The sequence below is a fragment of the Lactococcus hircilactis genome (assembly GCF_009601015.1).
GTDB lineage: Bacteria > Bacillota > Bacilli > Lactobacillales > Streptococcaceae > Lactococcus > Lactococcus hircilactis.
The window spans coordinates 86,931-112,118 of the sequence record NZ_WITJ01000006.1; the positions used below are offsets into that span (position 1 = coordinate 86,931).

The window sequence follows — 25,188 nt, forward strand, 5'->3', positions numbered from 1 at the left end:
ATCGCACAGCTTTTGATTAAAATAGGAGAGTGAGAGCTCCTTAAAACTCTAAATTAACACTTTGGAGGAGTAATGTATTTATATCTTGGTTTTGCTTTATTTGGTGGGTTTTTACTTGCCAATCAAAATCCAATCAATGCGGATTTCAAAAAAAGTTTGGGCTCTCCTTTTATTACTTCAGCCATTTCTAATCTGGTGGGATCCATTTTTCTTGGAATTATTACAGTGACAACGACGCGTCAACTTTTTCCAAGTGTTGGGTTCGTGATGAGTCATCCTGCATGGATTTGGTTGGGCGGAGTGCTTGGTGGGATTTTTTTAACATCAAATGTCCTACTATTTCCACGATTAGGTGCTGTTCAAACGGTAATCTTACCGATTCTTGGGCAAATTTTAATGGGAACTTTGATTGATACTTTTGGGTTTTTTGGCGCACTGCAAATTTCGTTTACAAAAATGCGTTTTTTAGGAATTTTGATCACTTTAGTGGGCGTTTTTGTTGCTGTCGTCTTTCCTAGTTTTAATAAAAAAAGAGCGTTAGAAAAGCCCAAGCATCTTTTCTTATGGTGGATTTGGGCAATCATTGTAGGGGGACTTTCTGCGATTCAACAGGCCATCAATGGCCATTTAGGCGTGCTTTTACATCTCCCAGCACAAGCGGCATTTGCTTCGTTTTTCATCGGATTTTTAGCGATTTTAGTGGTTTCGATGGTGGTGGATCATCGCATTTTGAAAATTTCTGAACTCAAAAAAGCAAAAGTATGGAATGGATTGGGAGGGATGCTTGGTGGATTATTTGTTTTGGCGACCGTCCTTGCTGTTCCTAAGATTGGAGCTGGATTGACCATTATGATGGGACTCATCGGACAGATTTTTGGATCAATGTTGGTCCAGCAATTTGGATTTTGGCGCTCTGAGCGTTATCGCGTTCAAATCTGGCAAATGATTGGAATTTTGGTGATGTTATTTGGAATTATCGTGGTGAAATTTTTATAAAAATGATGAACGGTTCTTAATGAAGCATTTAGAAAAGAGGAAAAGTAAAAAATGAGTGAGCAAATCATGTTTAATCAAAAATCGTTTGAGGTTTTTGATTGTGAAGGGTTAGAGGCGCGGATGGAGAAAATCAGATCTGAAATTCAACCTGTTTTTCAAGCTTTGGGAGAAAAATTTTTAGAATTTTTAAATCACAACTCTCCTGAAACGACGTTTTATCTGCACATTGCACAGCACCGCAGAAGAACAACCCATGCACCGGAAAATACCTGGTCTGCGATTTCAACTCAAAAGCGAGGATATAAGATGGAAGCGCATTTTCAATTGGGAATTTGGCATTCGTACGTTTTTTTGTACTTATCTCTTATCGATCAGCCTAAAAATCAGGAAAATTATGCAAAGCGGCTAAAACAGGTGAGCTTACCTGAGAATTTTGTCGTTTCAAAAGACCATACGCAAGAAGCATATTTTCCAAGTCAAGTCTTTTCAGATGTGGTCAATCGATTGGAAAAAGTGAAGAAATCTGAGTTGGAATGTGGTAGAATTTGGAAAGCGGAGAGATTTGATGGAAAAAATGATGAGAGAATTTTTTCAGAAATGTTAAAAACAATGGCGGATTTGCTTCCAATTTATGATATTTTAATGAAAGAATGAGTGAAAAATGATAAATTTGATATGGGATCTTGATGGAACATTGATCGATTCTTATCCTGTTTTTTTAGAAAGTTTAGAAGCGGTCTTTGAACACCACCATCTTCCTTTTGATCAAAAAGCGGTCAATCAAACGATCAAAAAGAAATCTGTCAACGCACTTTTAGAGCAACAGCAAGTTGGGTTTGAGCTTTTGAAGCATGAATTTACAATGGTTTCAAAAACTAAAAATGATAAAATTACACTGATGCCAGGAGCTAAAGTGGTGCTTGAGTGGACGAAACAATCGGGGGTTCGAAATTTTATTTATACGCATAAGGGGAAAAATGCGTTTGATTTATTGGATCAACTTGAGATTTCTGGCTTTTTTGAGGAAGTCGTGACGAGTGATCACGGATTTAAACGAAAACCAGATCCTGAAGGAATTCAATATTTACTTCAAAAGTACCACTTAAACAGACAAGAAACGTATTATGTTGGAGATCGATCACTTGATATTGAAGCCGCACAGCAAGCTTTGGTCTCATCCATTAAATTTATCGAACATCCTTATTCCATAAAAATCGATCAATTAACGGATCTTATTGATTATTTTAATGATAAAAAAATAAAAACACAATGAATGAAACATTTAAATGAGCGTTGAAAACAAAAAAGGAGAAAAAATGAGATATTTTACAGCTGGAGAGTCCCATGGACCACGCTTGACTGCGATTATTGAGGGAGTGCCAGCAGGGCTTCCACTCTTGGCACAAGACATTAATAGTGAACTCAAGCGACGTCAGGGCGGTTATGGGCGCGGAGGGCGGATGAAAATTGAGTCTGATTGCGTCGAGATTACCAGTGGCGTGCGTCACGGAAAAACGATCGGTAGCCCCATTACTTTGTCGGTGATTAATAAAGATTTCAAAAATTGGACGCAGATTATGGCTGTAGAGGATGTCCCTGACAAGATTAAATTGCAGCGCAAATTGACAAAACCACGTCCTGGACATGCTGATTTGGTCGGCGGGATGAAATATGATTTTGAGGATTTACGTAATGTATTGGAGCGCTCTAGTGCGCGTGAAACGACCATGCGTGTGGCTGTTGGTGCCGTCGCAAAGAAGCTTTTAAGTGAGCTTGGGATTGACATTGGCAATCACATTGTTAATTTTGGTGGATTTGACGTTTCTGTCAGTACTGACAGAAATTTGACGGTAAAAGAAATCCATGCGTCAGCACTGACAAACGATTTGTCCCTTGTTAATTTAGATCAAGCACAAGAAATTCGTGCCTATATTGATGAGATCAAAAAAGCGGGCGATACAATTGGTGGAATTGTTGAAGTGCGTGTAGAAAATGTCCCTGCAGGGTTGGGTTCTTATGTTCAATTTGATCGGAAATTGGATGCAAAAATTGCAAGTGCTGTGGTGTCAATTAATGCATTCAAAGGTGTGGAATTTGGGTTAGGATTTGAAGCAGGAAAACGGCGTGGTTCAGAAGTGATGGATGAGATTTTCTGGGATGAATCACAAGGCTACACGAGAAAATCAGATCGCTTAGGTGGATTTGAAGGTGGGATGACAAATGGCGAGCAGTTGATTGTGCGCGGTGTGATGAAGCCCATTCCCACACTTTATAAGCCTTTGATGTCTGTGGATACGAAAACTCATCAGCCCTACAAAGCATCCGTTGAGCGCTCAGATCCGACCGCATTGCCAGCAGCTGGTGTGGTGATGGAAAATGTTGTTGCCACAGTTTTGGCACAAGAAATCTGTGAAAAATTTCCATCGGATAACTTTAGTGAACTTCTGTCAGCACTGACAGCGTACAAAAAACGGTTAAAAGAATATTAAGAGAAGAGAAATCAAAACAAATGAATTCATCACTAGATCAAATTAAAGTCATGATCAATAAAAGAGAACTTATGATTTTTGATGAGATGCGCGAGTGCAATCAATTTATCGATAGTTTTACAATTGATTTTTATGATAATATCATTTTTGGAACGCCAAAAGAAACTTATCCAGATAAGATTGAAATGTCCATTATTTTTTATAATCCAAAAACGCAGAAACCTAAAGGGCAAGAAGTGGTTCTATTAGATGTTGAGATGCCTAAAGAAAAAAACTAGTCAATGCTAGTTTTTTTTAATATCTTACAAATTTGTAAGTTTATGTCATCGAATTCTTGATAAAATGAAGATATAAAATAAAGAGGATAAAAAAATGAAAAAAGTACTTATTGGTATGGTTGGTTTCATTATTGTGATTTGTGGTTTGGGCTATGGATGGTATCAGATGAGCTATGGTGGAACTCAGTATTATGTTCAGATCAGACAAGATGGTGAAAAAAAGATTGAGAAAAGTGATACAGGAGAAAAATTTGATTTTTATTATTATCATCAAAACGCTTATGATAAAAATGGAAAATCAAAAATGGTTCTTTTTTCAGCAGACCACAATCTCAAGCACGACGCTTATCTTAAATTAACATATAATGCCAAAAAAGGCGTGACAAGCTGGGAAGAAGTAAAAGAAAGTCAACTTCCAAGTCCAACTGCAAAAGCATTGAAAGCAAAATAAAGGAGTAAAAATGATGACGTTTTTTCAATTAGATATCGCTTTATTATCATTTACCGCAATAGCTGTAAGTCTTATGGCAGGCTGTTTATCTTATAGTATTCACACAGTGAAAAAGAAATTAGTAAAAGAAGAGGAAGATTAAAATGTTATTAGAAGTGAAACATCTCAAAAAAGTATTTAAAACGCGGTTTTCTAAAGAGGAAACGACGGCTTTAGTTGATATTGATTTTAGTGTGGAAGAAGGCGAATATATCGCCATTATGGGAGAATCTGGATCTGGAAAAACAACGCTGTTAAATATTCTCTCCACATTAGAACGGCCCACGCAAGGTCAAGTTTTACTTAATGGGGAAGAAATTACGGCCATAAAAGAAAATCAGTTGTCAAGTTTTAGACGTGATCATCTTGGATTTGTTTTTCAAGAGTTTAATTTGTTAGACACATTGAGTGTACGAGATAATATTTATCTTCCACTGGTTTTATCAAAACAAGCCCCGGAATTGATGAAAACGCGTTTAGATGCATTAGCGCCAAAATTAGCCATTTCAGAATTACTTGATAAACAACCTTTTGAGCTGTCAGGAGGACAAAAACAACGTGTTGCTGTAGCGCGCGCTTTGATTAGTCAACCTGATTTAGTTCTTGCTGATGAACCAACCGCAGCGCTTGACTTTAAGAATTCAGAAAATCTACTTGAATTGTTTGAAGAAATCAATAAAAGTGGACAAACCATCATCATGGTGACACACTCTACTCTTGCAGCAAGTCATGCAAAACGCGTTTTGTTCATTAAAGATGGCGTACTTTATCATCAATTGTACCGCGGAGAAAAAAATTCACAAGCATTTGCTAAAGAAATCACGCTATCAATGACATCATTTTTAGGAACCAGCGCGCAAGGAGAACAACATGCTTAGTTTAAAACTTGCCATGCGCAACATTAAAAAAGGAATGCGAAGTTTTGGACCATTTTTACTCGCTAGTTTAACCATTTATGTCATGCTTTTTGTGTCAACAGCAATTGCCGTTTCTCCTTCTTTGAAGCAGTTGCCCTTTGGTGGGGCAGCGTTGGGGCAAATGATGAGTCTTGCGATTGTTGTATTGACGGTTTTTGGAGCCATGATTTTGGTGTATAGTTATCGGTTTTTACAATTGCAGCGCTCCCGTGAATTTGGACTTTATGATATTTTAGGTTTTGGAAAAGGACGGATTGCGCTGGTCTCATTTTTTGAACTCTTGATGAGTTATGTGATCACGCTGATTTTAGGCTCCGTTATTGGCATTGCATTTTCAAAATTTTCATTTTTAGTTTTTGTGAATTTGATTGGTGGAAAAGCGTTTAATTTAAAAATTGATCCGATTGCAATTTTGATTGTCTCTTTTATTTTTCTAATCTTCTTTGTTTTATTGTTGTTGATTGGAACGTTCATCATCTGGAGATCCTCTAGTCTTGATTTACTTAAGGAAGCTTCAAAAGGAGAAAAAGAACCGAAAAGTAATATTTTCTTAGCACTTTTAGCTGTGATTTTACTTGGTGCAGGTTATTATATCGCGATTTCAGTAGCAAATCCGATTACTGCTTTGACGAAATTTTTCTTTGCTGTGATTTTGGTTATTTTTGGAACTTATTTTTTCTATGTGAGTTTTACAGTGTGGTATTTAAAACGTAAGAAAAAACGTCCTTCTTATTATCAACCAAATAATTTTATCACGACAAGTTCGATGCTCTATCGCATGAAAGCCAATGCTGTTGGGCTTGGAAACATTACAATTCTTTTAAGTATGGCAATTGTAACGATGGTGGTTACGGTCGGAATCTTCTTTGGAACAGAAGGAACCATTCGCGCACAATATCCGAAAGAAGGACAAGTGACTTCGTTCACTCTAAATCGAGAAAAATTAACCACAGCGATTCAAGAAACGGCACGTCAATCGAATATTCCCATTGAGAATCTTCAAGTGATCAAACCGCAGTACAATTTGATTAATAACGTTAAATTGGATCAAAAAACGCTAACGGTTAGTCAAAAACTTCCCAATCAAGAGATGATGTCTTTTGTTTTAGTCACACAAGCAGATCTTGAAAAATTGGGAAATAAGCTTCCAAAACTCGGAACAGATCAGATGGCTTTTTATCGTTTGTCAGGCAAAAAAGCACCGCTGCAATCAGTAAATTGGTTTGGAGAAAAATTTGACATCACTCACGAAATGACATCACTCAAGCATTTTCCAGAACAATCTCACTATATGGACTCGATTTTACTTATTGTCAGTGATGACAGCACGTTGAATCGGATGATGACAAGTTTTAATAAGACTTTGGAAAATGGAAATACACAGCTGATAGAAACAGTGGCGATGTTTGATATTGATGCACATCAATCGGAAAATTTTGGTAAAGTTTTGGCAAAAGTGAGTCCTCAAAAGCAAAACATGTACTCAAGAACACAGACGATTAAAGAAGCGCAATCGTTCATTGGTGGATTTGTCTTCATTGGTTTTCTTTTGGGCGTGAGTTTTATTTTAGGTGCTGCATTGATTATTTATTATAAACAACTCTCAGAAGGCGCACAAGATCAACGTTCATTTAAGATCTTGCAAGAAGTTGGACTCTCAAAAATTGAAGTTCAAAAAACAATCACTTCTCAAGTACGTTTGATTTTCTTTTTACCTATTGTAGTGACACTGATTCATTTTGGGTTCGCCTACATCATGGTAAGTAAAATTATCGGTGCTTTTGGCATCAATGACACAACAATGATTGCCCTTGTAAGTCTTGCAACGATAGTGGTTGTGGCACTTATTTATTATGCCATTTATAAATTAACCAGTCGCGTATATTATAAAATCGTTGAGCGATAATCAAAAAATTCTGTCAGTACTGACAGAATTTTTTAGGTTTAGAATATTTTGAAAAAAAACGGTATAATAGAGAAAATAAACATGGAGGGAAAACGTGAAGAAAGTAAACTTAAAACCTATTAGCTTGACGGATTTGGATGATGTGATGGCGCTTTATTCAGATGAAAGTGCAATGCAATTTTTTGGAAGAGCAATTACAAAGGATCCAAACGAAGTAAAAAAGATCATCCAAAGTAATATCAATTGGAATGAAACTAAAACGGGGATTCGATATGTCGCTTACGATGACAAAAAATTCATTGGAATAATCACATTGAAGCGCTACGATGAGCGATTTAAACGTGCAGAGATTGATTATATTGTAGCATCAAATTATCGTCAAAAAGGTTATGCAAGCGCAATTTTAAAAGATTTTTCTACTCTAGTATTTTCCAAATGGGATTTGAATCGAATTTCTGCTTATGTCGATCCTAAAAATCTTGCTTCCCAACGGCTTCTTAAAAAAATGGGATTTCTAAATGAGGGATATCTTAGAAATTGGGGGATATCAGCAGATGGAAAAGGTGAATCACTCTATGTTTACAGTTTGATTAAAGAAGATTTAGAAAGATGAAAAATGAATAAGATTTTTATTGTAGAAGATGATGAAACGATTGTAAAATCCATTCAATTAGCGCTAAAAGAGACTTTTCAGGTAAAAAGCGTTCTTAATTTTCGCGCTGTGAAACAAGAAATAGTGGAATTTGGCGCAGATTTGGTCTTGATGGACATCGGTCTTCCTTTTTATAGCGGATTTTATTGGACAACAGAACTCAGAAAGATTTCTCAGATTCCTATTATTTTTATCTCATCTTCATCGGATGACATGAATCAAATTACCGCGATGAATCAGGGCGCTGATGATTTTATCACAAAACCTTTTTCGCTCTCACTGTTACAGGCCAAAATCAAAGCATTGTTACGCCGCTCTTACGCATTTTCTGGTGCAGAAAAACTAGAATTCCTGAACTATACACTGACAGAAAACACACTCACGACAGACAGAGAAAGTATTGATTTGACAGCTTCTGAAAATAAGATTTTGACACTTTTATTTCGAAAAAAGGGAGAAGTAATCACAAAAGAAGTCATTTTGCATGAATTATGGCAAACCGATGAATTTATTGACGTCAATACACTCAATGTCAAAATGACCAGATTGCGTAAAAAGTTAAGTTCGGTTGGCCTTGACGCGCATATCATCACGAAACGAGGGGCAGGATATGTCTTGGCGTAATTATTTTCAAGCAAAATTTCCACAAATCGGTGTTTTTATTCTTCTGATTGGCATTTACATTATCAATTTTTGGCTGTGGCATTTGCCCTTGATTGCTTTTTTGAATTCGACCTTTCTTGCAACCATTATTTTTATCATTTATCTCCTTTTTTCTTATACACGCTGGCGCAATTTTCAAATGAAATGTGCTGATTTAGAAAAAGAAAACGCGCGTCTCCAAAAATTAATTGAAGATCAATCCCGACAAACACAGGAATTTACTGACATCATTAAAGTTTGGGCGCATCAAATGAAAGTGCCGCTTTCTGCGATTGATTTGATGACTCAAACTCAGATTGATGAAAAAGAATTAAGAAATCAGATTTTTACATTAGATAATTATTTGAAAATTTTATTAGAATATCAGCGCATCACTAACCTCTCTACAGATTTCAGATTTACTTCATTTTCTTTGTCAGTACTGACAAAAAAAATAATCAAAAAATACAGCTCATTTTTTATTCAAAAAGGACTTTTTGTGACGTTTGAAATGGATGAAGAGTGGATTCTCACGACTGATGAGCGCTGGTTTGAGTTGGCACTTGAGCAGTTTATTAATAATGCAATAAAATACACCAAATCTGGTGGACTCACCATTGTGATAACACCTGGCAGTATTGCGATTAAAGATACAGGAATTGGGATTTTACCTGAAGACTTGCCGCGCCTTTTTGAACACGGGTTCACAGGATTTAATGGAAGAATTCAGCAAAAATCAACTGGATTGGGATTATATTTATCCCGACTCATTCTTGATCAATTAGATTTTAAGATCACCATCACCTCAAAAATAGAGGTCGGAACCACCGTAACCATCCAAAAAAATAAATAATAAGTGAGAATAAAATGAAAAATATCATGATTATCGGTCTCGGATTGATTGGAAGCTCGATTGCTTTAGGAATTAAGCGGGATCACCCCGAGGTCAAAATTTATGGAGTGGATCAAGAAAAAACACTGGATTATGCACTCAAAAATGACATCATTGATGAAAAATCAGCGCTTGGTGCGGTCAATCAAATGGATGTTGTTTTTTTGGCGACACCGCTTGATAGTGCACTTGAGCTGATTCAATCACTCTCTGAACTGGTTTTTGATCATCCAATCTTGATTACAGATACAAGTTCGACGAAGGTGGAAATTTTAGCGCAAGCAAAAGCACTTTTGACACAACCATTGGTCACGTTTGTCGGCGGTCATCCGATGGCAGGATCACACAAATCTGGTGTCCATGCGGCAGATGTCAATTTATTTGAAAATGCGTATTATGTTTTGAGTCAAGAAAATGAAACACTAAAAACGCTCCTTTCTGGCTTACATGCGAAATTTATTATTGTCGATGCGAAAGAACATGATCAAGTGACTGCTCAAGTTTCTCATTTTCCTCACATTATCGCTTCATCATTGATTCAACAGTCTAATCACTATGCCAAAAATCATCCGCTTGTTAATTCCTTAGCAGCTGGTGGTTTTCGTGATATGACGCGCATTGCCGAGACGAATAGTAGCATGTGGACTCCCATTTTATTGTCAAATCCCAAAGCGATTATCCAACGGATTGAAAGTTTCAAAGCGCAATTAGATGGTGTTTCTAAGATGATTTCCCAAAAAGATGAGAAAGGGATTAATAATTTTTTTGATTCTGGCAAAAAAATGAGACAACGCATGGAGATTTTGGAAGGACGAGGGGCCATTCCTAATTTTTATGATCTTTATTTATCTGTTCCTGATGAAAAAGGAATTGTTTTGCGTGTTTTAGCACTTTTACAAGACATTTCCATCACAAATATCAAAATTTATGAAGAAAATCGAGAGGATATTCACGGTCAACTCCAAATCAGCTTTAAAAATGAAGCAGATTTGCAACGTGCGAAAGCCCTCATTTCGATAGCAACAGATTTTAAAATCGGAGAATAAATGGACATTAACTTAGAACTTGCGAAAAATGAACGGATGGAAACACCACGCTTGATCCTCAGAAAAATCGAATTATCGGATGCTAAGGATCTCTTTGAATACATGAATGATGAAAAGGTCGCTGCGATGTCAGGGATGAAGAGTAAAGAGAACATCTTATCTGTAGAAAAAAGTATTGCCCATTGGTTTATTCCAGAGCGTCTCATCATTTGGGGACTTGAGGACAAAAAAAGTCATCGCATCATCGGTCAAATTGAGCTTCATATTGATGGGGGACAAGCAGAGCTTGGATGGATGCTAAATGCTTCTTTTTGGGGACTTGGATTGATGCCTGAGGCGTGTCAACATCTGATCCGGTTTGCTTTTAAAAATTTAAAGCTTCAAGTTTTGACAGCAAAATGCAACTTTGAAAATCATAATTCAATCCGAGTGATGGAAAAGTGTGGCATGAAAAAATATGGACAGGTGTTTGATACAATTTCGGGCGAACTTGTTTTATCAGAATATTATGCACTTAAGCAAGATGAAATGAAAATCAGTCAAAATAAGAGAGAAGATTTTTCTGAGCAGTAAACAATACATCTATCACAGAACTGATGATTAAGAAAACACCTTAAAGGAGGAGATTTTTCTTATTGCAAAAACTTTCAGTTTTCTTTCGTGACTTGTGATATAATATAGGATAAATAAAATGATAGGAAATGCTGATGAAATTACAGACAAATGCTAAAGGACTTCGAGGCACCATCAAGGTTCCTGGGGATAAATCAATTTCGCATCGCTCAATTATGTTTGGTGCGATTGCGCATGGAAAAACAGAAGTTTTTGACATTTTGAGAGGAGAAGATGTCATTTCAACCATGAACGCTTTTCGTGCGATGGGAGTTGAAATCCTGGATGAAGAGGGAAAAATCACGATTTTGGGCAAGGGTTTTGAAGGATTGAAAGCACCCAAAACGCCGTTAGATATGGGGAATTCTGGGACGACGACACGCTTGATTTCGGGAATTTTAGCGGGATTACCTTTTGAAACAACGTTATTTGGAGATGATTCTTTATCAAAACGTCCGATGGATCGTATCGCACAGCCCTTACGAATGATGGGAGCTGAGATTTCAGGACAAACGAAGCGGGATTTACCTCCGATACAGATCAAAGGCACTCAAAATCTTCATGAGATGGATTATGAACTTCCTGTAGCATCAGCGCAGGTGAAATCAGCGCTTATCTTTGCAGCATTGCAAACAGATAAAAAAGCAGTCACGCGAATCATAGAAAAAGAAAAAACACGGGATCACACTGAGGACATGTTGGTTCAATTTGGAGGGGAGATTGCGGTTTCTGGGAAAAATATTTTAGTTCCTGGAGGGCAACGATTAACAGGACAAAAAGTTGTTGTTCCTGGAGATATTTCATCAGCAGCTTTCTTTTTAGTTGCTGGGTTGATTGTGCCAAATAGTGAAATTGAGCTACGTAATGTTGGAATTAATGAAACAAGAACTGGAATTCTTGATGTGATTGAGAAGATGGGTGCTCAGGTGATTCGACTTCAAGAAGATCGCATCAATAAATCAGCGACGCTTGTTGTTCGGACGAGTGAACTTCATGGGTGTGAAATTTCTGGTGAAATGATTCCTCGTTTGATTGATGAATTACCGATTATTGCACTTTTGGCGACTCAAGCAAAAGGTGAGACGATCATCTCTAATGCTGAGGAGTTGAGAGTTAAAGAAACGGATCGTATCGCAGTGGTAACGGAACTTTTGAGTAAGATGGGAGCTGAGATTACACCGACTTCTGATGGGATGATTATTAGAGGGAAAACGCCACTTCATGCGACGGATGTCAATACTTTTGGGGATCATCGCATTGGAATGATGGCTGCGATTGCGGCACTTTTGGTGCCAGAAGAAGAGATGAATTTAGCACGTTTTGAGTCCATTTGGACAAGCTATCCTGATTTCTTTTCAGATCTGGAAAGTTTGATGCCATGAGCGTGATTTTGATCGGATTTATGGGAGCTGGAAAAAGTACAGTAGCAAAGGCATTATCGGCAGATTATATTGATTTGGATCGAGTGATTGAACGTCAGATTCAACGCTCGATTGCATCTTATTTTGAGGAATTTGGTGAAGCACAATTTCGTGTGCTTGAAGGAGAAGTGTTGGCTGAGCAGCTCAAGAAGAATCTCCCGATTGCGACAGGTGGTGGAATTGTTGAGCGAATCGAAAATCGTAAACTTTTAAAGCAGCACATGCAAGTGGTTTATCTAAAGGCGGATTTTTCAGTGCTTTTTGATCGAATTTTAAATGATGCGACGCATGTGCGTCCACTGGCAAAAAATGGCGAAGCAGTGCTTAAAGCACGCTATTTAGCGCGTGAAAAATATTATGAAACATTGGCGAATTTGGTCATTAATGTGAATCAAAAAACACCTGAAGAAATCGCACGTCACATACGAGAGTGGCAAAAGGAGGGGGAAATTTAAAATGGAAGTGGCATATTTAGGTCCGATTGGTTCTTTTTCGTATCGGGCAGTCAAACTTGCGTTTCCGGATGCAAAATTAACGCCCGTTGCAACGCTTGTGGATGTCATCGAGGCTTATGAAGAAGGACGGGTGGATCTGGCACTGGTACCGATTGAAAATTCGATTGAAGGACCTGTGAATCTTACGATTGATCAATTATTCCATCAGAGTTCAGCACATGTTGTCGCAGAAATTGTGCTTCCGATTGTTCAAAATTTACTTGTTGTGGACGCCAAACGGGCACCTGAAAAAATATTTTCGCATCCACAAGCACTGGCTCAAACAAGAGAATATTTATCTGAGCATTTTCCACAAGCAAGCAGCGTTCCTGTAGCATCAACAGCACTCGCTGCGGAAATTGTTCAACAGCATCCAACACTTGCTTATGCTGCAGTCGCAAATCTTGATGCGGCAGATTTTTACGGACTTGTGCCATTGGCAAAAGGCATTCAGGATGTTGCGCAAAATAACACACGATTTTGGGTTTTAGGGGAAAAACAGCCTCACATTGCGCTGCCTTCTACAGCACAAAAAGTAACTTTGGCGCTGACTTTGCCTGAAAATTTACCGGGCGCATTGCATAAAGCAATCTCAACGTTTGCTTGGCGGGGAATTGATATGACAAAAATCGAATCTCGTCCATTAAAAACCGTTTTAGGACAATATTTCTTTATTATTGATCTTGTCAGTAATGACAACATTAAATATGCTTGTAAAGAAATGGAAAGTTTAGGGATTACAGTCAGAAACCTTGGAAAATACTGCATTTATGAAGGGGAGAAATGAAAATTTATTTTGTGCGTCACGGAAAAACACAGTGGAATTTAGAGCGTCGCTTGCAGGGGCAAACTGGAGATTCTCCGCTTTTGAGTGAGGCTTATGGACAGATTTCACGCGTTCATGAGTATTTGAGTACAGTTCCGATTGATTTGGTCCTTTCAAGTCCGTCAAAACGAGCAGTGACGACGAGCAAGCTTTTGACAGAACTTCCGATCAGTACTGACAAGAGATTGGCCGAGTGGAATTTTGGGGCATTAGAAGGCAAACCAATAAAAGAGGCGATTGCGCTTTATCCAGAAGAGATGCGGACGTCACGTTATGATTTGGCGCATTTTGATGGGTCTGCTTTTGGGGCAGAATCTGTTTTGTCAGTACTGACAAGATTTGACACACTGGCACAGACGCTCTTAGACAGTGGGAAACAAAACGTTTTACTGGTGGGACATGGTGCAAGTGGGACCGCTGGAATGCGCCATTTAGCAGGATTTCCAATTGAGGAATTGCGTGCTGAGGGCGGATTAAATAATAATTCTCTGACGATTTTGGAGTCGAAAAATCAAGGGTTTGAGATGAAACTTTGGAATCAGAGCTTATAAAAAATGCAAAAGACAGAAAAGAGCAGACCTGCTTATTCCGTTTTTTTTATTGCATTTTGAGAATAAAATCATTATACTTAAAGAATGAACGACAAAATCTATTTTACTGGTGAAATTGCTGCGCTCTTTTTTTCGAACTCAAGTAATTTTTATAAGGTATTACTTCTTGAAATTGACGATACGAATGCAGACTATGAAGACAGTGAAATCGTTGTGACAGGAACAATTGGTGAAGTGATTGAAGGCGATTCTTACACGTTTTTTGGGCATTTAACCACACATCCTAAATATGGTGAGCAGTTAGCTGTTGAAACTTATGAAAAAGCTGTTCCGACAAGTACAGCAGGATTAATCAACTATTTTTCTTCTGATAAATTTCCTGGCGTGGGAAAGAAAACGGCGGAAAAAATTGTCGCACGGTTTAAAGAAAATACGGTAGATCACATTCTTGAAGCACCAGAAGCGATTTCAGATTTACTTACACCTGCAAAACATAAACAATTTATTAAAAAATTAAGAGAAAATCATGGGATGGAAAAAATCCTCTCAAAGCTTGCTGAATACGGACTTTCAAGTAAACAAACTTTCCAAATTTATGAAATTTATAAGGAAAAAACATTAGAAATTATCGAAGAAAATCCATATCTTTTAGTTGAAGAGGTGAAGGGAGTTGGATTTAAAACTGCCGATCAAATGGCTAAAAATCTAGGAATCACATCAGACAGTGAGGAACGCTTCAAAGCAGCGCTCATGCACATCTTAAAGACAGACCCGATGGAGAGTGGAGATACTTATATTGAAGCTAAAACCTTACTTGATCGCACAGTGATGCTTTTGGAAGAAAGTAGAAAAGTTGAAGTGGCCACAGAAAAAGTTGCCAACGCACTACTTTCGCTTTTAGAAGAAGGTAAAATTCAAAAAGAAGGAACAAAACTTTTTGAAAATAGCTTATTTTTTGCCGAAGAGGGGATTAAAAAAAGTCTGTCAGCACTGACAAAGCGCCACGGACAAGATTTTAAAGAAGAAAAACTGCTGTCAGTACTGACAGAAATTGAAAAAGATTTGGGAATCACTTATGACGTCCTGCAAAAGCAGGCGATTATTGGGGCGATGAATCACCAATTTTTTGTATTGACGGGCGGACCAGGGACAGGAAAAACCACAATCATCAATGGATTTATTGAACTTTATTCAAGAATTTATAAGGTTGATTTGGATGAAACGCATTATAACGATGCTTTATTTCCGATTTTACTTGCAGCACCGACTGGACGTGCCAGTCGCCGGATGAATGAACTGACGGGACTTTCAGCAGCAACGTTGCATCGGCATCTCGGATTGAACACAGATGATGCTGAAGATGAAAAAGGGCAAGAACTATCAGGATCGCTTTTGATCGTGGATGAATTTTCAATGGTGGATACGTGGCTTGCCAACAAACTGTTTCAAGCAATTCCTGCATCAATGAAAGTGTTGCTTGTAGGAGACAGTGACCAGCTGCCTTCTGTTGGTCCTGGACAGGTGTTTGCAGATTTATTGCGGAGCGATAAAATTCCAGCAGTTCGACTCAATAAAATTTTTCGCCAAGATTCAGATTCCACGATTACATCGCTCGCACATGCCATCAAAGAAGGACAACTTCCAAAGGATTTTACAGCGAAAAAAAAGGATCGTTCTTATTTTGAAAGTTCCACGCAACAGGTGCCCGAATTCATTTCACAGATAGCTACTGCTTGGAAAAAAAGGGGAAATGATCCTTTTGAACTTCAAATTTTAGCCCCCATGTATAAAGGGCAAGCTGGAATTAATCACCTCAATGCACTGTTACAAGAATTGTTTAATCCTAAAGGAGACCGCCTTGAATTTAACTTCAATACCGTCCAATATCGCGCCGGAGATAAGATTTTACATCTGGTCAATGATGCACAAGCCAATGTTTTTAATGGTGATTTAGGCGTTATTACGGATCTTGTCGCAGCAAAATTTACAGACAGTAAACAAGATGAGATCATCATGGATTTTGATGGACAAGAACTGACCTACCCCCGTGCAGAGTGGTATAAAATAACTTTAGCTTATGCGATGTCGATCCATAAATCACAAGGTTCAGAATTTTCTACCGTCATTGTTCCAATGGTTTCAAGCTACTCACGCATGCTTGAGCGAAACCTCCTATATACAGCAGTGACACGTGCCAAACAAAGCTTGATTTTATTAGGAGAATCACGTGCATTTGCCCAAGCTGTAGCCAAAGAAGGATCAAATAGAAAAACCTATTTAGTTGAGCGATTGACCGATGAAACACAAAAAACAACGGACACGCTAGAGGTCAGCTTACACACACAAAAAAAATCATCACTTCCAAAAAAAGAAAGTTCAAATGAACTCACCCTCTTTTCAGAAGATGAGCCGATTAGCACTCAAAGTTACGCATTGACTGAAAAAATGATTCAATCCGGTGAGATTGATCCCCTTATTGGACTCACACCAACAGATCTTAAAATTTTTCAAGTCAAAGCATAAAAATAAGGTGTCAGGACTCAAAAAGGAGATTACATGACAAAAATTGCAATACTTTCTGATATTCATGGCAATCAGACCGCATTTGAAGCCGTTTTGGAAGATTCCAAAAAAGAAAACGTAGAAGAATATTGGATTTTGGGAGATCTATTTTTACCCGGACCCGCACATCAGGACATGATTGATCTGATGAAAAAAATGCCTATCACTATCATGGTGAAAGGGAATTGGGAAGATTGTGTATTAGAAATTTTGGATGGTACAACGTTAGATGATGCTTCAGAGGTTTACATCGCACGATTGAGTGAGTATTTATGCGAACATTTAACTCCTGAGAGCATTCAAATGATCCGTGATCTCCCATTGGTTGATCATCGCATCATTCATGGACTAACGATAGGAATTTCGCATAATCAACGCGATAAAAATTGGGGAGGAGCGTTACTCCCATCCTCAAATCAGCAGAATTTTGATGCGCTTTTTACAAAAGATCAAGACATCGCAATCTATGGACACGTGCATCACCAAATGCTGAGATATAGCTCAGATGATCGCTTAATCATCAATCCAGGAACAGTCGGCCAACCCTTTTCATTTTGGAAAAAATTAAGAAAGGATCGCCGCGCACAATATACGATTTTAGAGATTGATCACGCACAACACGTGGATGTTCATTTTAAAAAAGTCGCCTATGACATCGACATTGAACAAGCTTATGCCAAAAAAAATGAGCTTCCTTATCTTGAACTTTATGAAGAACAACTCAACACAGGCATCACTCATACTCATGACCTTGATTTTCTTGAAAAAATAAACCAAGAAAATGGCTATGTTGATGCTGTCAAAGATTATTTTAACAAAAAAACACGCGTGCCAAAGTGATCGTGTGTTTTTTGTCAGTGCTGACAGAAAAATAAAAAAGCTTGTCAGTACTGACAAGACAATTTATTATCCCAATTTAGCAGCAAGACGTGATTTATCACGTGCAGCTTTGTTAGCATGGATAAGGCCTTTTGAAGCAGCTTTATCGATTGCTGATGAAGCGGCTTTGAAAGTATCTTCACTTGGAGCTGCTACAAATTTTTTGATTGAAGTCCGCATTGCAGATTTTTGTTCTGAGTTGCGAACGTTAGCAGCAGTGTTCAATTCAGCACGTTTGATTGCAGATTTGATATTAGCCATTTTGTCCTCCCAATTTTTTTAATACCTATTAATTATACAGAAAAAAACAGGATTTGTAAACCATTGACCACCATGTTTTTAAAAATACATGCCGCTATTTGTTAAAGCACGTGACTTTTATTGTAATATCCTCATAATAATAGTAAAATTAGATGAGGACGTGATTCATTGATTTGTCAAATGAATTTTACAGCTCAATGATTTTTTTATCAAGAATAATCATGATAAAATAAATCTGTATTTATTATTGATTAAGATTATATTTCTGTCTTTACGCCCATTTTTAGGACATAAAATTGAAAAAATCTTAAAATTTTGGAGGTAAACATGTTAACTATTGAAAATTTAGCTCGTTTTCAATTTGGAATGACCACTGTTTTCCATTTCTTCTTTGTTCCGTTTTCAGTCGGAATGCTTTTCATGACTTTTTTATTGGAATGCATTTATGTGAAAACAAAAGATGAAAAGTGGAAACAACGCACGAAGTTCTTCGGATCAATCATGCTGCTAAGCTTTGCAGTAGGGGTTGTTACTGGGATTATTCAAGAATTTCAATTTGGGATGAACTGGTCAGATTATTCTCGTTTTGTAGGAGATATTTTCGGCGCACCACTCGCAGTTGAGGCTCTACTTGCCTTCTTTATGGAATCCACCTTCCTTGGGATTTGGATGTTTGGCTGGGATCGACTCAATAAAAAAGTCCACCTTTTGACGATTGGACTCACATTTTTTGGATCTGTGCTCAGTAGTTTATGGATTTTAACAGCGAATAGTTTTATGCAAAAGCCAGTCGGCTATGAAGTCGTCGATGGGCGTGCAACATTGACAAACTTTTTTGCTCTGGTTACAAACAGTCAAACAATCCTTGAGTTTTCACACGTGGTCACAGGGTTCTTTTTAATGGGAGGATTTGCAGTAGCTGGGATTTCAGCCTTCCAAATCTTGAAAAAACGTGGGGATGCAAACTTTTGGAAACCTGTTTTACGCGTTGGTCTTTTAATTGCATTGATTGGTTCTGTTGGGAACTTTGTTGCTGGCGATCAACAAATGCTTGAAGTGAAAAATTCACAACCCATGAAATTTGCAGCCACTGAAGGAGTTTATGAAAGAACTGGCGATCCTGCAAGCTGGGATATGGTAGCGTTTTTCGATGAAGCGCAACACAAAGAAATTTTCGGCGTTCGTATTCCTTATCTTTTGTCTATTTTGACTTATCATAGACCTTCTGGATCAGTAGAAGGAATGAATGAAATCAATAAACAATTGCAAGAAAAATATGGATCCGATAAAAATTATTATCCACCGACAACGGTATTATTCTATACCTTCCGGATTATGGCTGGCTTAAGCATGTACTTCATTTTGACGTCCATTTTAGGCTTGTTCTTTACGCGAAAGAAAAAACCATGGATGTTTGGAAACAAAATCATGCTTCGAATTTTTGGATGGTCGTTATTCCTTCCCTTTGCTGCCATCACCTCAGGGTGGCTCGTGACTGAACTTGGACGGTATCCATGGACGGTTTATGGCCTTTACACAATCAAAGAATCTGTTTCACCTAATGTTTCTGTTGGTTCATTATTATTCTCAAATATTGTTTACTTCTTACTCTTTTCATTGCTTGGCGCTTTGATGATCATGTACACACGGCGCATGATGATAAATAGTGATGTCGAACACGCTTCTACATCATACGTTGAGCTTGATCCATTTAGTAAAGAAGCATTTGAAGCAAAAGAAGAGGAGGAAAAAGAATGACAGTGATGCAATTAATATGGTTTGTTCTTATCGGCGTTTTGTTTGCTGGTTTCTTCTTTTTAGAAGGATTTGACTTTGGTGTTGGAATGAGTGCGATGGTTCTTGCCAAAGATAAACGTGAAGTAGATCAAACCATTGGAGCGATTGGTCCAGTTTGGGACATGAATGAAGTTTGGCTTTTAACAGCTGGTGGTGCAATGTTTGCTTCATTTCCTTACTGGTACGCTTCATTATTCTCAGGATTTTATAACATTCTTTTATTAATCTTAGTTGGATTAATTTTGCGCGGGGTTACTTTTGAGTTCCGCCACCACACACATTCTGAAAAAGCAAAAGCAGCATGGGTAAAAGTGCTTGGAATTGCCAGTTTTGCGATTCCGTTTCTGTTTGGATTACTCTTTACAGGAATGATTCAAGCGGTTCCAATGGATGCTAAAGGAAATGTTTACTCAACGTTTACGACATATGTTAACCCACTTTCTGTTGTAGGTGGTGTTGCTGTTGCTTTACTTTGTTTACTTCATGGGCTCAATTATTTAGCACTAAAAACCCAAGGAGAGTTAAGAACACGTGCGCATCAATGGGCAAATAAACTCTATTTTGTTTTGTATGCAGGTGAAGTGGTCTTTGCAGTATTACTTGCAATTTACACGGATTTCTTACAAAAACATTTGATTGGGACATTGATCACTTTAGTTTTGATTGTTGGATTATCTGTAATCGCTCATATCGCAGTGATGCAACACAAAGAAATGACGGCATTTCTTGCCTCAGGTTTGACATTTATTTCATTAGTGGCTCTGATTTTCCAAGGCATGTTCCCTCGTGTGATGATTGCAAAAGATCCAGCACATTCAATCTTGATTAAACATGCGTCTTCAACACCATATACACTGAAGACCATGACGATTATTGTAGCATGTTTTTTACCATTTGTATTGATTTATATGGGCGTATCTTACTGGGTTTTCCGCAAACGTCTCACAAAATAAGCATTGAATTAAAAGCAGTGGTGTCAAGTTCTAAACTTAAGACCACTCTTTTTATTTTAAAATCTAGTATAATGAAAAGAGCAATCAACTATTCACTCCCCACTCGATTTAAAATAAAAATGAAAAGGAAATAAAATGATCGATAAAGCGCTTTTTAAATTACCCGGATTACGCAGTAAAATGCCATTCATCGGGACTTTGGCTATTCTACAAGCTTTAGTTATCATCGGACAGGCATTTTTCATGTCCACAGCCATTACCAGGATGTGGCACGGAAAAGGACTTCAACCTGCCCTTTTATCAATCGGAGGATTCGCCCTTTGCTTTTTAGCACGAGAAGTCATTAATTTCTTTAGACAGCGCTTTTTAGACCATTATGCCTACCAAGCTTCTATTGAGATGAGAACTCAACTTCTGGACAAAGTATTTAAATTAGGCCCACAAGTCGCTGCTGAAAAAGGGTCGGGATCTTTGACGACGACTGCAATTTCAGGAATTGAGGACGTTGAAACTTACATCAAGTTGGTTTTATCAAAGATTCTGAATATGATGATTGTGCCAATGGTGATTTTAGTGGCAGTGATTTTTTTAGATTGGAAAAGTTCGATTGTTTTAATTTTAACCTTCCCAATTTCGATTTTATTCATGATCATCCTTGGTTATGCCGCTCAAGGACGTGCAAGTCAGCAATATGAATCCTATCAAGTCTTGTCTAACCACTTTTTAGATTCTTTGCGTGGAATTTCAACATTAAAATATTTTGGACGATCAAAAGAATATGCCAATTCGATTTATCATACCTCAGAACGTTTTCGTACCGCAACGATGCGCACATTAAGAATCGCTATTCTTTCTACCTTTGCCCTTGATTTTTTCTCGACATTATCTGTCGCAACGATGGCGCTTTTTTTAGGACTCCGCTTGATGGACGGAACGGTAACTTTATTTCCAGCACTTATGGCATTGATTTTAGCACCAGAATATTTCCTGCCATTACGTGAATTTGCAAGTGATTATCACGCAACATTGAATGGAAAAAATTCATTTCAAGCCGTCCAAGCCGTCTTAGCAATGGATGAGGGACTCTCTTTTCAGCTAGCTGCCCCAGTTTTTTGGACGGATCACTCAAAATTAACGCTGTCAGCACTGACAAAAGAATATGAGAATCAGCGTGGAGTAAAACAAGTTTCTGTCAGTATCGAGGGGATGAAAAAAGTAGCGATTGTTGGTGCTTCTGGCTCAGGAAAATCAACATTACTCAACTTGCTCTCTGGATTCTCAAATCCCACATCAGGTCGATTTGAATTGAACAATCAAAAAGAAATGACCTCGCTTAATGATTTGAATTGGCGAAAATCTGTCTCGTTTATTCCACAGAATACCTATCTTTTTTCAGCAAGTTTACGTGATAATTTAGCATTTTATCAACCTGATGCGACAGATGAAGCAATACTGGTCGCAGCAAAACATGCTGAACTTGAAAAATTAGTTGAAACACTTGGACTAGACTGCATGATTGGGGCAGGCAATCGGACGCTTTCAGGTGGTCAAATGCAAAGAATTGCTCTGGCGCGTGCTTTTCTATCAAACGATCGAAATATTATCTTACTAGATGAGCCAACGGCGCATTTAGACATCGAAACAGAGCTTGAAATTAAAGAAAATATCCTTCCAATTTTTGAAAACAAATTGGTCTTTCTTGCGACACATCGCTTGCATTGGCTTTCACAGATGGACATGATCATCGTACTCAATGAAGGAGAAGTCAAAGGGATTGGAACTCACGAAACATTGCTCAATGAAAGTCCATATTATCAACAATTAATTTCAGAAATGAGAGGGTAAATCATAAAATGAAAATGAAAGAAATTTTATTTAGTAACAACTGGATTACGCCCTATTTAAAAAAATATCGTTCAGGGTTACTTTTGGCTATTTTTTTAGGAACAATTACCATGCTTTGTGCAGGACTTTTAATGTTTTCGAGTGGATATGTGATTTCAAAATCCGCAACAAAACCTGAAAATATCTTAATGATTTATGTCCCAGTACTGATGGTTCGCGTGTTTGGAATAGGTCGTCCTGTGATTCGATATGTAGAGCGTTTGACCTCTCATAATTGGATTTTGAAAATCACCAGTGAATTACGGAAAAAACTTTATTTAAGACTAGAAAAAAGTTCAGTCACGATTGCGAATCAACTTAAAATTGGTGATTTACTTGGTATTTTAAATGAAGATTTAGCAAATTTGCAAGATTTATATTTAAGAACGATTTTTCCAGTGCTCATTTCTGGAAGTTTAAGTCTTGCATTGTTGCTCGCTGCTTCCTTTATTTCTTTGACTTTAGCCTTGATTTTAGCTCTATTTTTAGGTGCCTCATTAGTATTGATTCCATTTTTTTCTTACAAGTGGACCGTTGCAAGTGATACAAAACTTAAAAATTATCGCAATCAACTTTTTTCAGATTTAACAGATGACATTTTAGGCTTGCAGGATTGGACTTTATCAGGTCGTAAGAAGGATTTTCTAAATAATTACCGACATGCAGAACAAGAAACACGAAATGTTCAAAAAGGATTGTTTAGTTTCTCAAGAAAAAGAGGAATTGTGTTACAGCTGATCTATTCCGCTTTAGTTGTTAGTCTTTTGATTTGGTCTGGATTAAACTTAACATCGGGTGAATCGCTCAATTACATTGCCGCAATTTCACTAATGGCTTTTCCATTGTTTGATGCTTATGGTCCCTTGTCAGAAGCGGTCGTAGAAACTCAACGGTATGGCGATTCTGTAAAACGATTGAATGATTTACCTGATCCAGATGAAGCGATGCGGCATCAACTCATTGAAAAAGAAGAACTTACGATTGCTCAGATGAGTTTTGGATTTGAAGAAAATCAACCGCTCTTAAAAGAAATTAATTTAAAGATTCATAAAGGTGAGAATATCGTTATTTTAGGTCGTTCTGGTGTTGGAAAATCAACGCTTGCAAGTCTTATTCGAGGCGATTTGATCCCAACAAGTGGGACGATTAAATTTGGAGAGGTCGAACCTCATCTTGCATCAAATGTAGAAAAAAAGATTGGCGTGATCAATCAAAGTCCATATCTTTTCAACGCAACTGTAAGAAGCAATCTCGCGCTGGCTAATTTAGAAGCGACAGATGAGCAAATTTGGGAAACCTTGGCACTGGTTGGTCTAAAAAATAGAATTGAGCATTTGCCTCAAGGTTTAGATGAATGGATCAATGAGGCAGGATCGCAATTTTCAGGAGGTGAACGTCAAAGACTGGCACTTGCACGTATTTTACTATCAGATGCGTCATTGATTATTCTCGATGAACCTACCGTATCTTTAGATCCGATCACTGAAAATCAAGTATTGAGTCTCTTTTTTGATCGTTTAAAAGGAAAAACAGTACTTTTTATCACGCATCATTTGCTGGGCATTAAAAGAATGGACCGGGTCATATTTTTACAAGAAGGACGTGTAAAGATGGACGGAACTCCAGAACAATTATTAAATGAAAATGAAGATTTTAAACGACTTTATCAATTGGATCAAGGACTATAAAACAAGAATCAGCTCATGCTGATTCTTGTTTTTTATTGACACAACGAAATAATAAATATATAATTATTTCGTTAGATAAAAAAATAAAAAACTAACTAAATGAAGTCAAGTCATAAAGGAGAATAAAAGACATGTCTAAAAAAACAAATGAACTCCTCCACTTATTTTCAAAACTTTTGAGAAGTCCCCAGTTTGTGATGGCAATGCACATGGAAATGATATCCGCGCGACTTCATAATCGCAATAAACGCAATGGAGCACAAGGATTACTCGTTGAGCTCGGAAAACAAGACGGATTAACAAACTCAGAAATTTCTGAGCTTTTAGATATCAAACCATCAAGCGTCACTGCACAAGTCAAAAATCTTGAAGAAGAAGGATTTGTAGCACGTTGTCAAGATGAAAATGATAAGCGCGTGAGTCGGGTTTTTCTGACAGAAGATGGGAAAAAGGTTAATGAACAGCGTACAGACTTGAAAGATAATATTGGAAGCGAAATTTTTGATTGTCTTTCTGATGAGGAAATAGAAACGTTAGCCATTTTGCTTGAAAAATTGGTTGATATCAACGGTGGTGAGACGTACGATCTTTTAGAATGTGATCCTTTTGGTGGTCTGCGTGGAGGATTTTATGGTCGAAATTTTGATTTCAAAGAGATGCGTCAAGCAGCAGAAGAAATGCGGCGTGCAAGGAATGAAATGAGACATCAAATACGAAATCAAGCTTTGTTTGGTCAAGATTTTAAAGTCATGAAAGATCAACTTAAAGAGAATTTTAATCATCGTTTTGATGGAGATCACAATCCATTTCGTTTTAAAGATGGGATGAAAGAACGTCGTAAAAAAAACGACGGTGAATTGCATAAACCTTGGAATTTTGGACAACACCCTCAAAAACAAAAACCAGAAAAAAAAGAAGATGAGAATTGGAATGATTTTTAAGAAAAAATGAG

The 25,188-nt window shown here is 37.6% G+C and carries 26 protein-coding genes; 25 read left to right on the plus strand and 1 reads right to left on the minus strand.

What is annotated here, in order from left to right; all coding sequences use genetic code 11:
• Positions 1–72: 72 nt before the first annotated feature.
• The 20 genes from GHI93_RS05355 to GHI93_RS05445 all read left to right on the plus strand — a co-directional run bounded on the left by GHI93_RS05355 (position 73) and on the right by GHI93_RS05445 (position 17,614).
• Positions 73–996: a DMT family transporter gene (locus GHI93_RS05355; RefSeq protein ID WP_153496042.1), complete on the plus strand. Its 924-nt coding sequence runs from the start codon at positions 73–75 to the stop codon at positions 994–996.
• A 66-nt stretch (positions 997–1,062) separates the two neighbouring features.
• Positions 1,063–1,650: a DUF1054 family protein gene (locus GHI93_RS05360; protein WP_153496116.1), complete on the plus strand. Its 588-nt coding sequence runs from the start codon at positions 1,063–1,065 to the stop codon at positions 1,648–1,650.
• Between the two features lie 7 nt (positions 1,651–1,657).
• A complete protein-coding gene (locus GHI93_RS05365; RefSeq protein ID WP_153496043.1) occupies positions 1,658–2,269 on the plus strand; it encodes an HAD-IA family hydrolase in 612 nt (203 codons plus the stop codon).
• Positions 2,270–2,312: 43 nt separating this feature from the next.
• Positions 2,313–3,485 (plus strand): chorismate synthase, encoded by a 1,173-nt coding sequence (gene aroC / locus GHI93_RS05370; RefSeq protein WP_153496044.1) that lies wholly within the window; start codon positions 2,313–2,315, stop codon positions 3,483–3,485.
• Positions 3,486–3,505: 20 nt separating this feature from the next.
• Positions 3,506–3,763: a hypothetical protein gene (locus GHI93_RS05375; RefSeq protein ID WP_153496045.1), complete on the plus strand. Its 258-nt coding sequence runs from the start codon at positions 3,506–3,508 to the stop codon at positions 3,761–3,763.
• Between the two features lie 94 nt (positions 3,764–3,857).
• Positions 3,858–4,214 carry a YxeA family protein gene (locus tag GHI93_RS05380; RefSeq protein ID WP_153496046.1) on the plus strand — a complete coding sequence of 119 codons (357 nt, stop codon included), beginning with the start codon at positions 3,858–3,860 and terminating at the stop codon, positions 4,212–4,214.
• Positions 4,215–4,224: 10 nt separating this feature from the next.
• Positions 4,225–4,356, plus strand: a complete 132-nt coding sequence (locus tag GHI93_RS13165) for a hypothetical protein (RefSeq protein WP_281347478.1) — start codon at positions 4,225–4,227, stop codon at positions 4,354–4,356.
• A 1-nt stretch (position 4,357) separates the two neighbouring features.
• Complete coding sequence (locus tag GHI93_RS05385) at positions 4,358–5,131, plus strand: ABC transporter ATP-binding protein (protein WP_153496047.1); 774 nt, start codon at positions 4,358–4,360, stop codon at positions 5,129–5,131.
• Positions 5,124–7,076 (plus strand): FtsX-like permease family protein, encoded by a 1,953-nt coding sequence (locus GHI93_RS05390; RefSeq protein WP_153496048.1) that lies wholly within the window; start codon positions 5,124–5,126, stop codon positions 7,074–7,076. Before GHI93_RS05385 ends, GHI93_RS05390 begins: the two co-directional genes overlap by 8 nt.
• A 94-nt stretch (positions 7,077–7,170) precedes the next feature.
• Positions 7,171–7,689, plus strand: a complete 519-nt coding sequence (locus tag GHI93_RS05395; RefSeq protein ID WP_153496049.1) for a GNAT family N-acetyltransferase — start codon at positions 7,171–7,173, stop codon at positions 7,687–7,689.
• 3 nt (positions 7,690–7,692) lie between these two features.
• A complete protein-coding gene (locus tag GHI93_RS05400) occupies positions 7,693–8,352 on the plus strand; it encodes a response regulator transcription factor (RefSeq protein WP_153496050.1) in 660 nt (219 codons plus the stop codon).
• Positions 8,339–9,223 carry a sensor histidine kinase gene (locus GHI93_RS05405; RefSeq protein ID WP_153496051.1) on the plus strand — a complete coding sequence of 295 codons (885 nt, stop codon included), beginning with the start codon at positions 8,339–8,341 and terminating at the stop codon, positions 9,221–9,223. The genes GHI93_RS05400 and GHI93_RS05405 overlap by 14 nt, the downstream gene beginning before the upstream one ends.
• Positions 9,224–9,237: 14 nt before the next feature.
• Entirely contained in the window at positions 9,238–10,308 is a 1,071-nt protein-coding gene (locus GHI93_RS05410) for a prephenate dehydrogenase (protein ID WP_153496052.1), read from the plus strand.
• Complete coding sequence (locus tag GHI93_RS05415) at positions 10,309–10,881, plus strand: GNAT family N-acetyltransferase (protein WP_153496053.1); 573 nt, start codon at positions 10,309–10,311, stop codon at positions 10,879–10,881.
• A gap of 134 nt (positions 10,882–11,015) precedes the next feature.
• Positions 11,016–12,302 (plus strand): 3-phosphoshikimate 1-carboxyvinyltransferase, encoded by a 1,287-nt coding sequence (gene aroA / locus GHI93_RS05420; protein ID WP_153496054.1) that lies wholly within the window; start codon positions 11,016–11,018, stop codon positions 12,300–12,302.
• Entirely contained in the window at positions 12,299–12,796 is a 498-nt protein-coding gene (locus GHI93_RS05425; protein ID WP_153496055.1) for a shikimate kinase, read from the plus strand. Before aroA ends, GHI93_RS05425 begins: the two co-directional genes overlap by 4 nt.
• A gap of 1 nt (position 12,797) precedes the next feature.
• Positions 12,798–13,622 (plus strand): prephenate dehydratase, encoded by an 825-nt coding sequence (gene pheA, locus GHI93_RS05430; protein ID WP_153496056.1) that lies wholly within the window; start codon positions 12,798–12,800, stop codon positions 13,620–13,622.
• Positions 13,619–14,212: a histidine phosphatase family protein gene (locus GHI93_RS05435; RefSeq protein ID WP_153496057.1), complete on the plus strand. Its 594-nt coding sequence runs from the start codon at positions 13,619–13,621 to the stop codon at positions 14,210–14,212. Before pheA ends, GHI93_RS05435 begins: the two co-directional genes overlap by 4 nt.
• Positions 14,213–14,296: 84 nt before the next feature.
• Complete coding sequence (gene recD2 / locus GHI93_RS05440; protein ID WP_153496058.1) at positions 14,297–16,735, plus strand: SF1B family DNA helicase RecD2; 2,439 nt, start codon at positions 14,297–14,299, stop codon at positions 16,733–16,735.
• Positions 16,736–16,768: 33 nt separating this feature from the next.
• Positions 16,769–17,614 (plus strand): metallophosphoesterase family protein, encoded by an 846-nt coding sequence (locus tag GHI93_RS05445; protein ID WP_153496059.1) that lies wholly within the window; start codon positions 16,769–16,771, stop codon positions 17,612–17,614.
• A gap of 66 nt (positions 17,615–17,680) precedes the next feature.
• On the opposite strand, the gene rpsT is transcribed toward GHI93_RS05445, so the two are convergent.
• Positions 17,681–17,914, minus strand: a complete 234-nt coding sequence (gene rpsT / locus GHI93_RS05450; RefSeq protein WP_153496060.1) for a 30S ribosomal protein S20 — start codon at positions 17,912–17,914, stop codon at positions 17,681–17,683.
• 327 nt (positions 17,915–18,241) lie between these two features.
• Between rpsT and GHI93_RS05455 the strand changes: the two genes are divergently transcribed.
• From GHI93_RS05455 to GHI93_RS05475, 5 genes are all read left to right on the plus strand, one after another.
• Positions 18,242–19,672, plus strand: a complete 1,431-nt coding sequence (locus GHI93_RS05455) for a cytochrome ubiquinol oxidase subunit I (RefSeq protein WP_153496061.1) — start codon at positions 18,242–18,244, stop codon at positions 19,670–19,672.
• The gene (gene cydB / locus GHI93_RS05460; protein ID WP_153496062.1) at positions 19,669–20,664 is read left to right on the plus strand and encodes a cytochrome d ubiquinol oxidase subunit II; all 996 of its coding nucleotides are present in this window, start codon (positions 19,669–19,671) and stop codon (positions 20,662–20,664) included. Before GHI93_RS05455 ends, cydB begins: the two co-directional genes overlap by 4 nt.
• Positions 20,665–20,799: 135 nt before the next feature.
• A complete protein-coding gene (gene cydD / locus GHI93_RS05465; protein ID WP_153496063.1) occupies positions 20,800–22,509 on the plus strand; it encodes a thiol reductant ABC exporter subunit CydD in 1,710 nt (569 codons plus the stop codon).
• 8 nt (positions 22,510–22,517) lie between these two features.
• Positions 22,518–24,236: a thiol reductant ABC exporter subunit CydC gene (cydC, locus tag GHI93_RS05470; RefSeq protein WP_211368881.1), complete on the plus strand. Its 1,719-nt coding sequence runs from the start codon at positions 22,518–22,520 to the stop codon at positions 24,234–24,236.
• Between the two features lie 131 nt (positions 24,237–24,367).
• Entirely contained in the window at positions 24,368–25,177 is an 810-nt protein-coding gene (locus tag GHI93_RS05475) for a MarR family winged helix-turn-helix transcriptional regulator (RefSeq protein WP_153496064.1), read from the plus strand.
• Positions 25,178–25,188 lie beyond the last annotated feature (11 nt).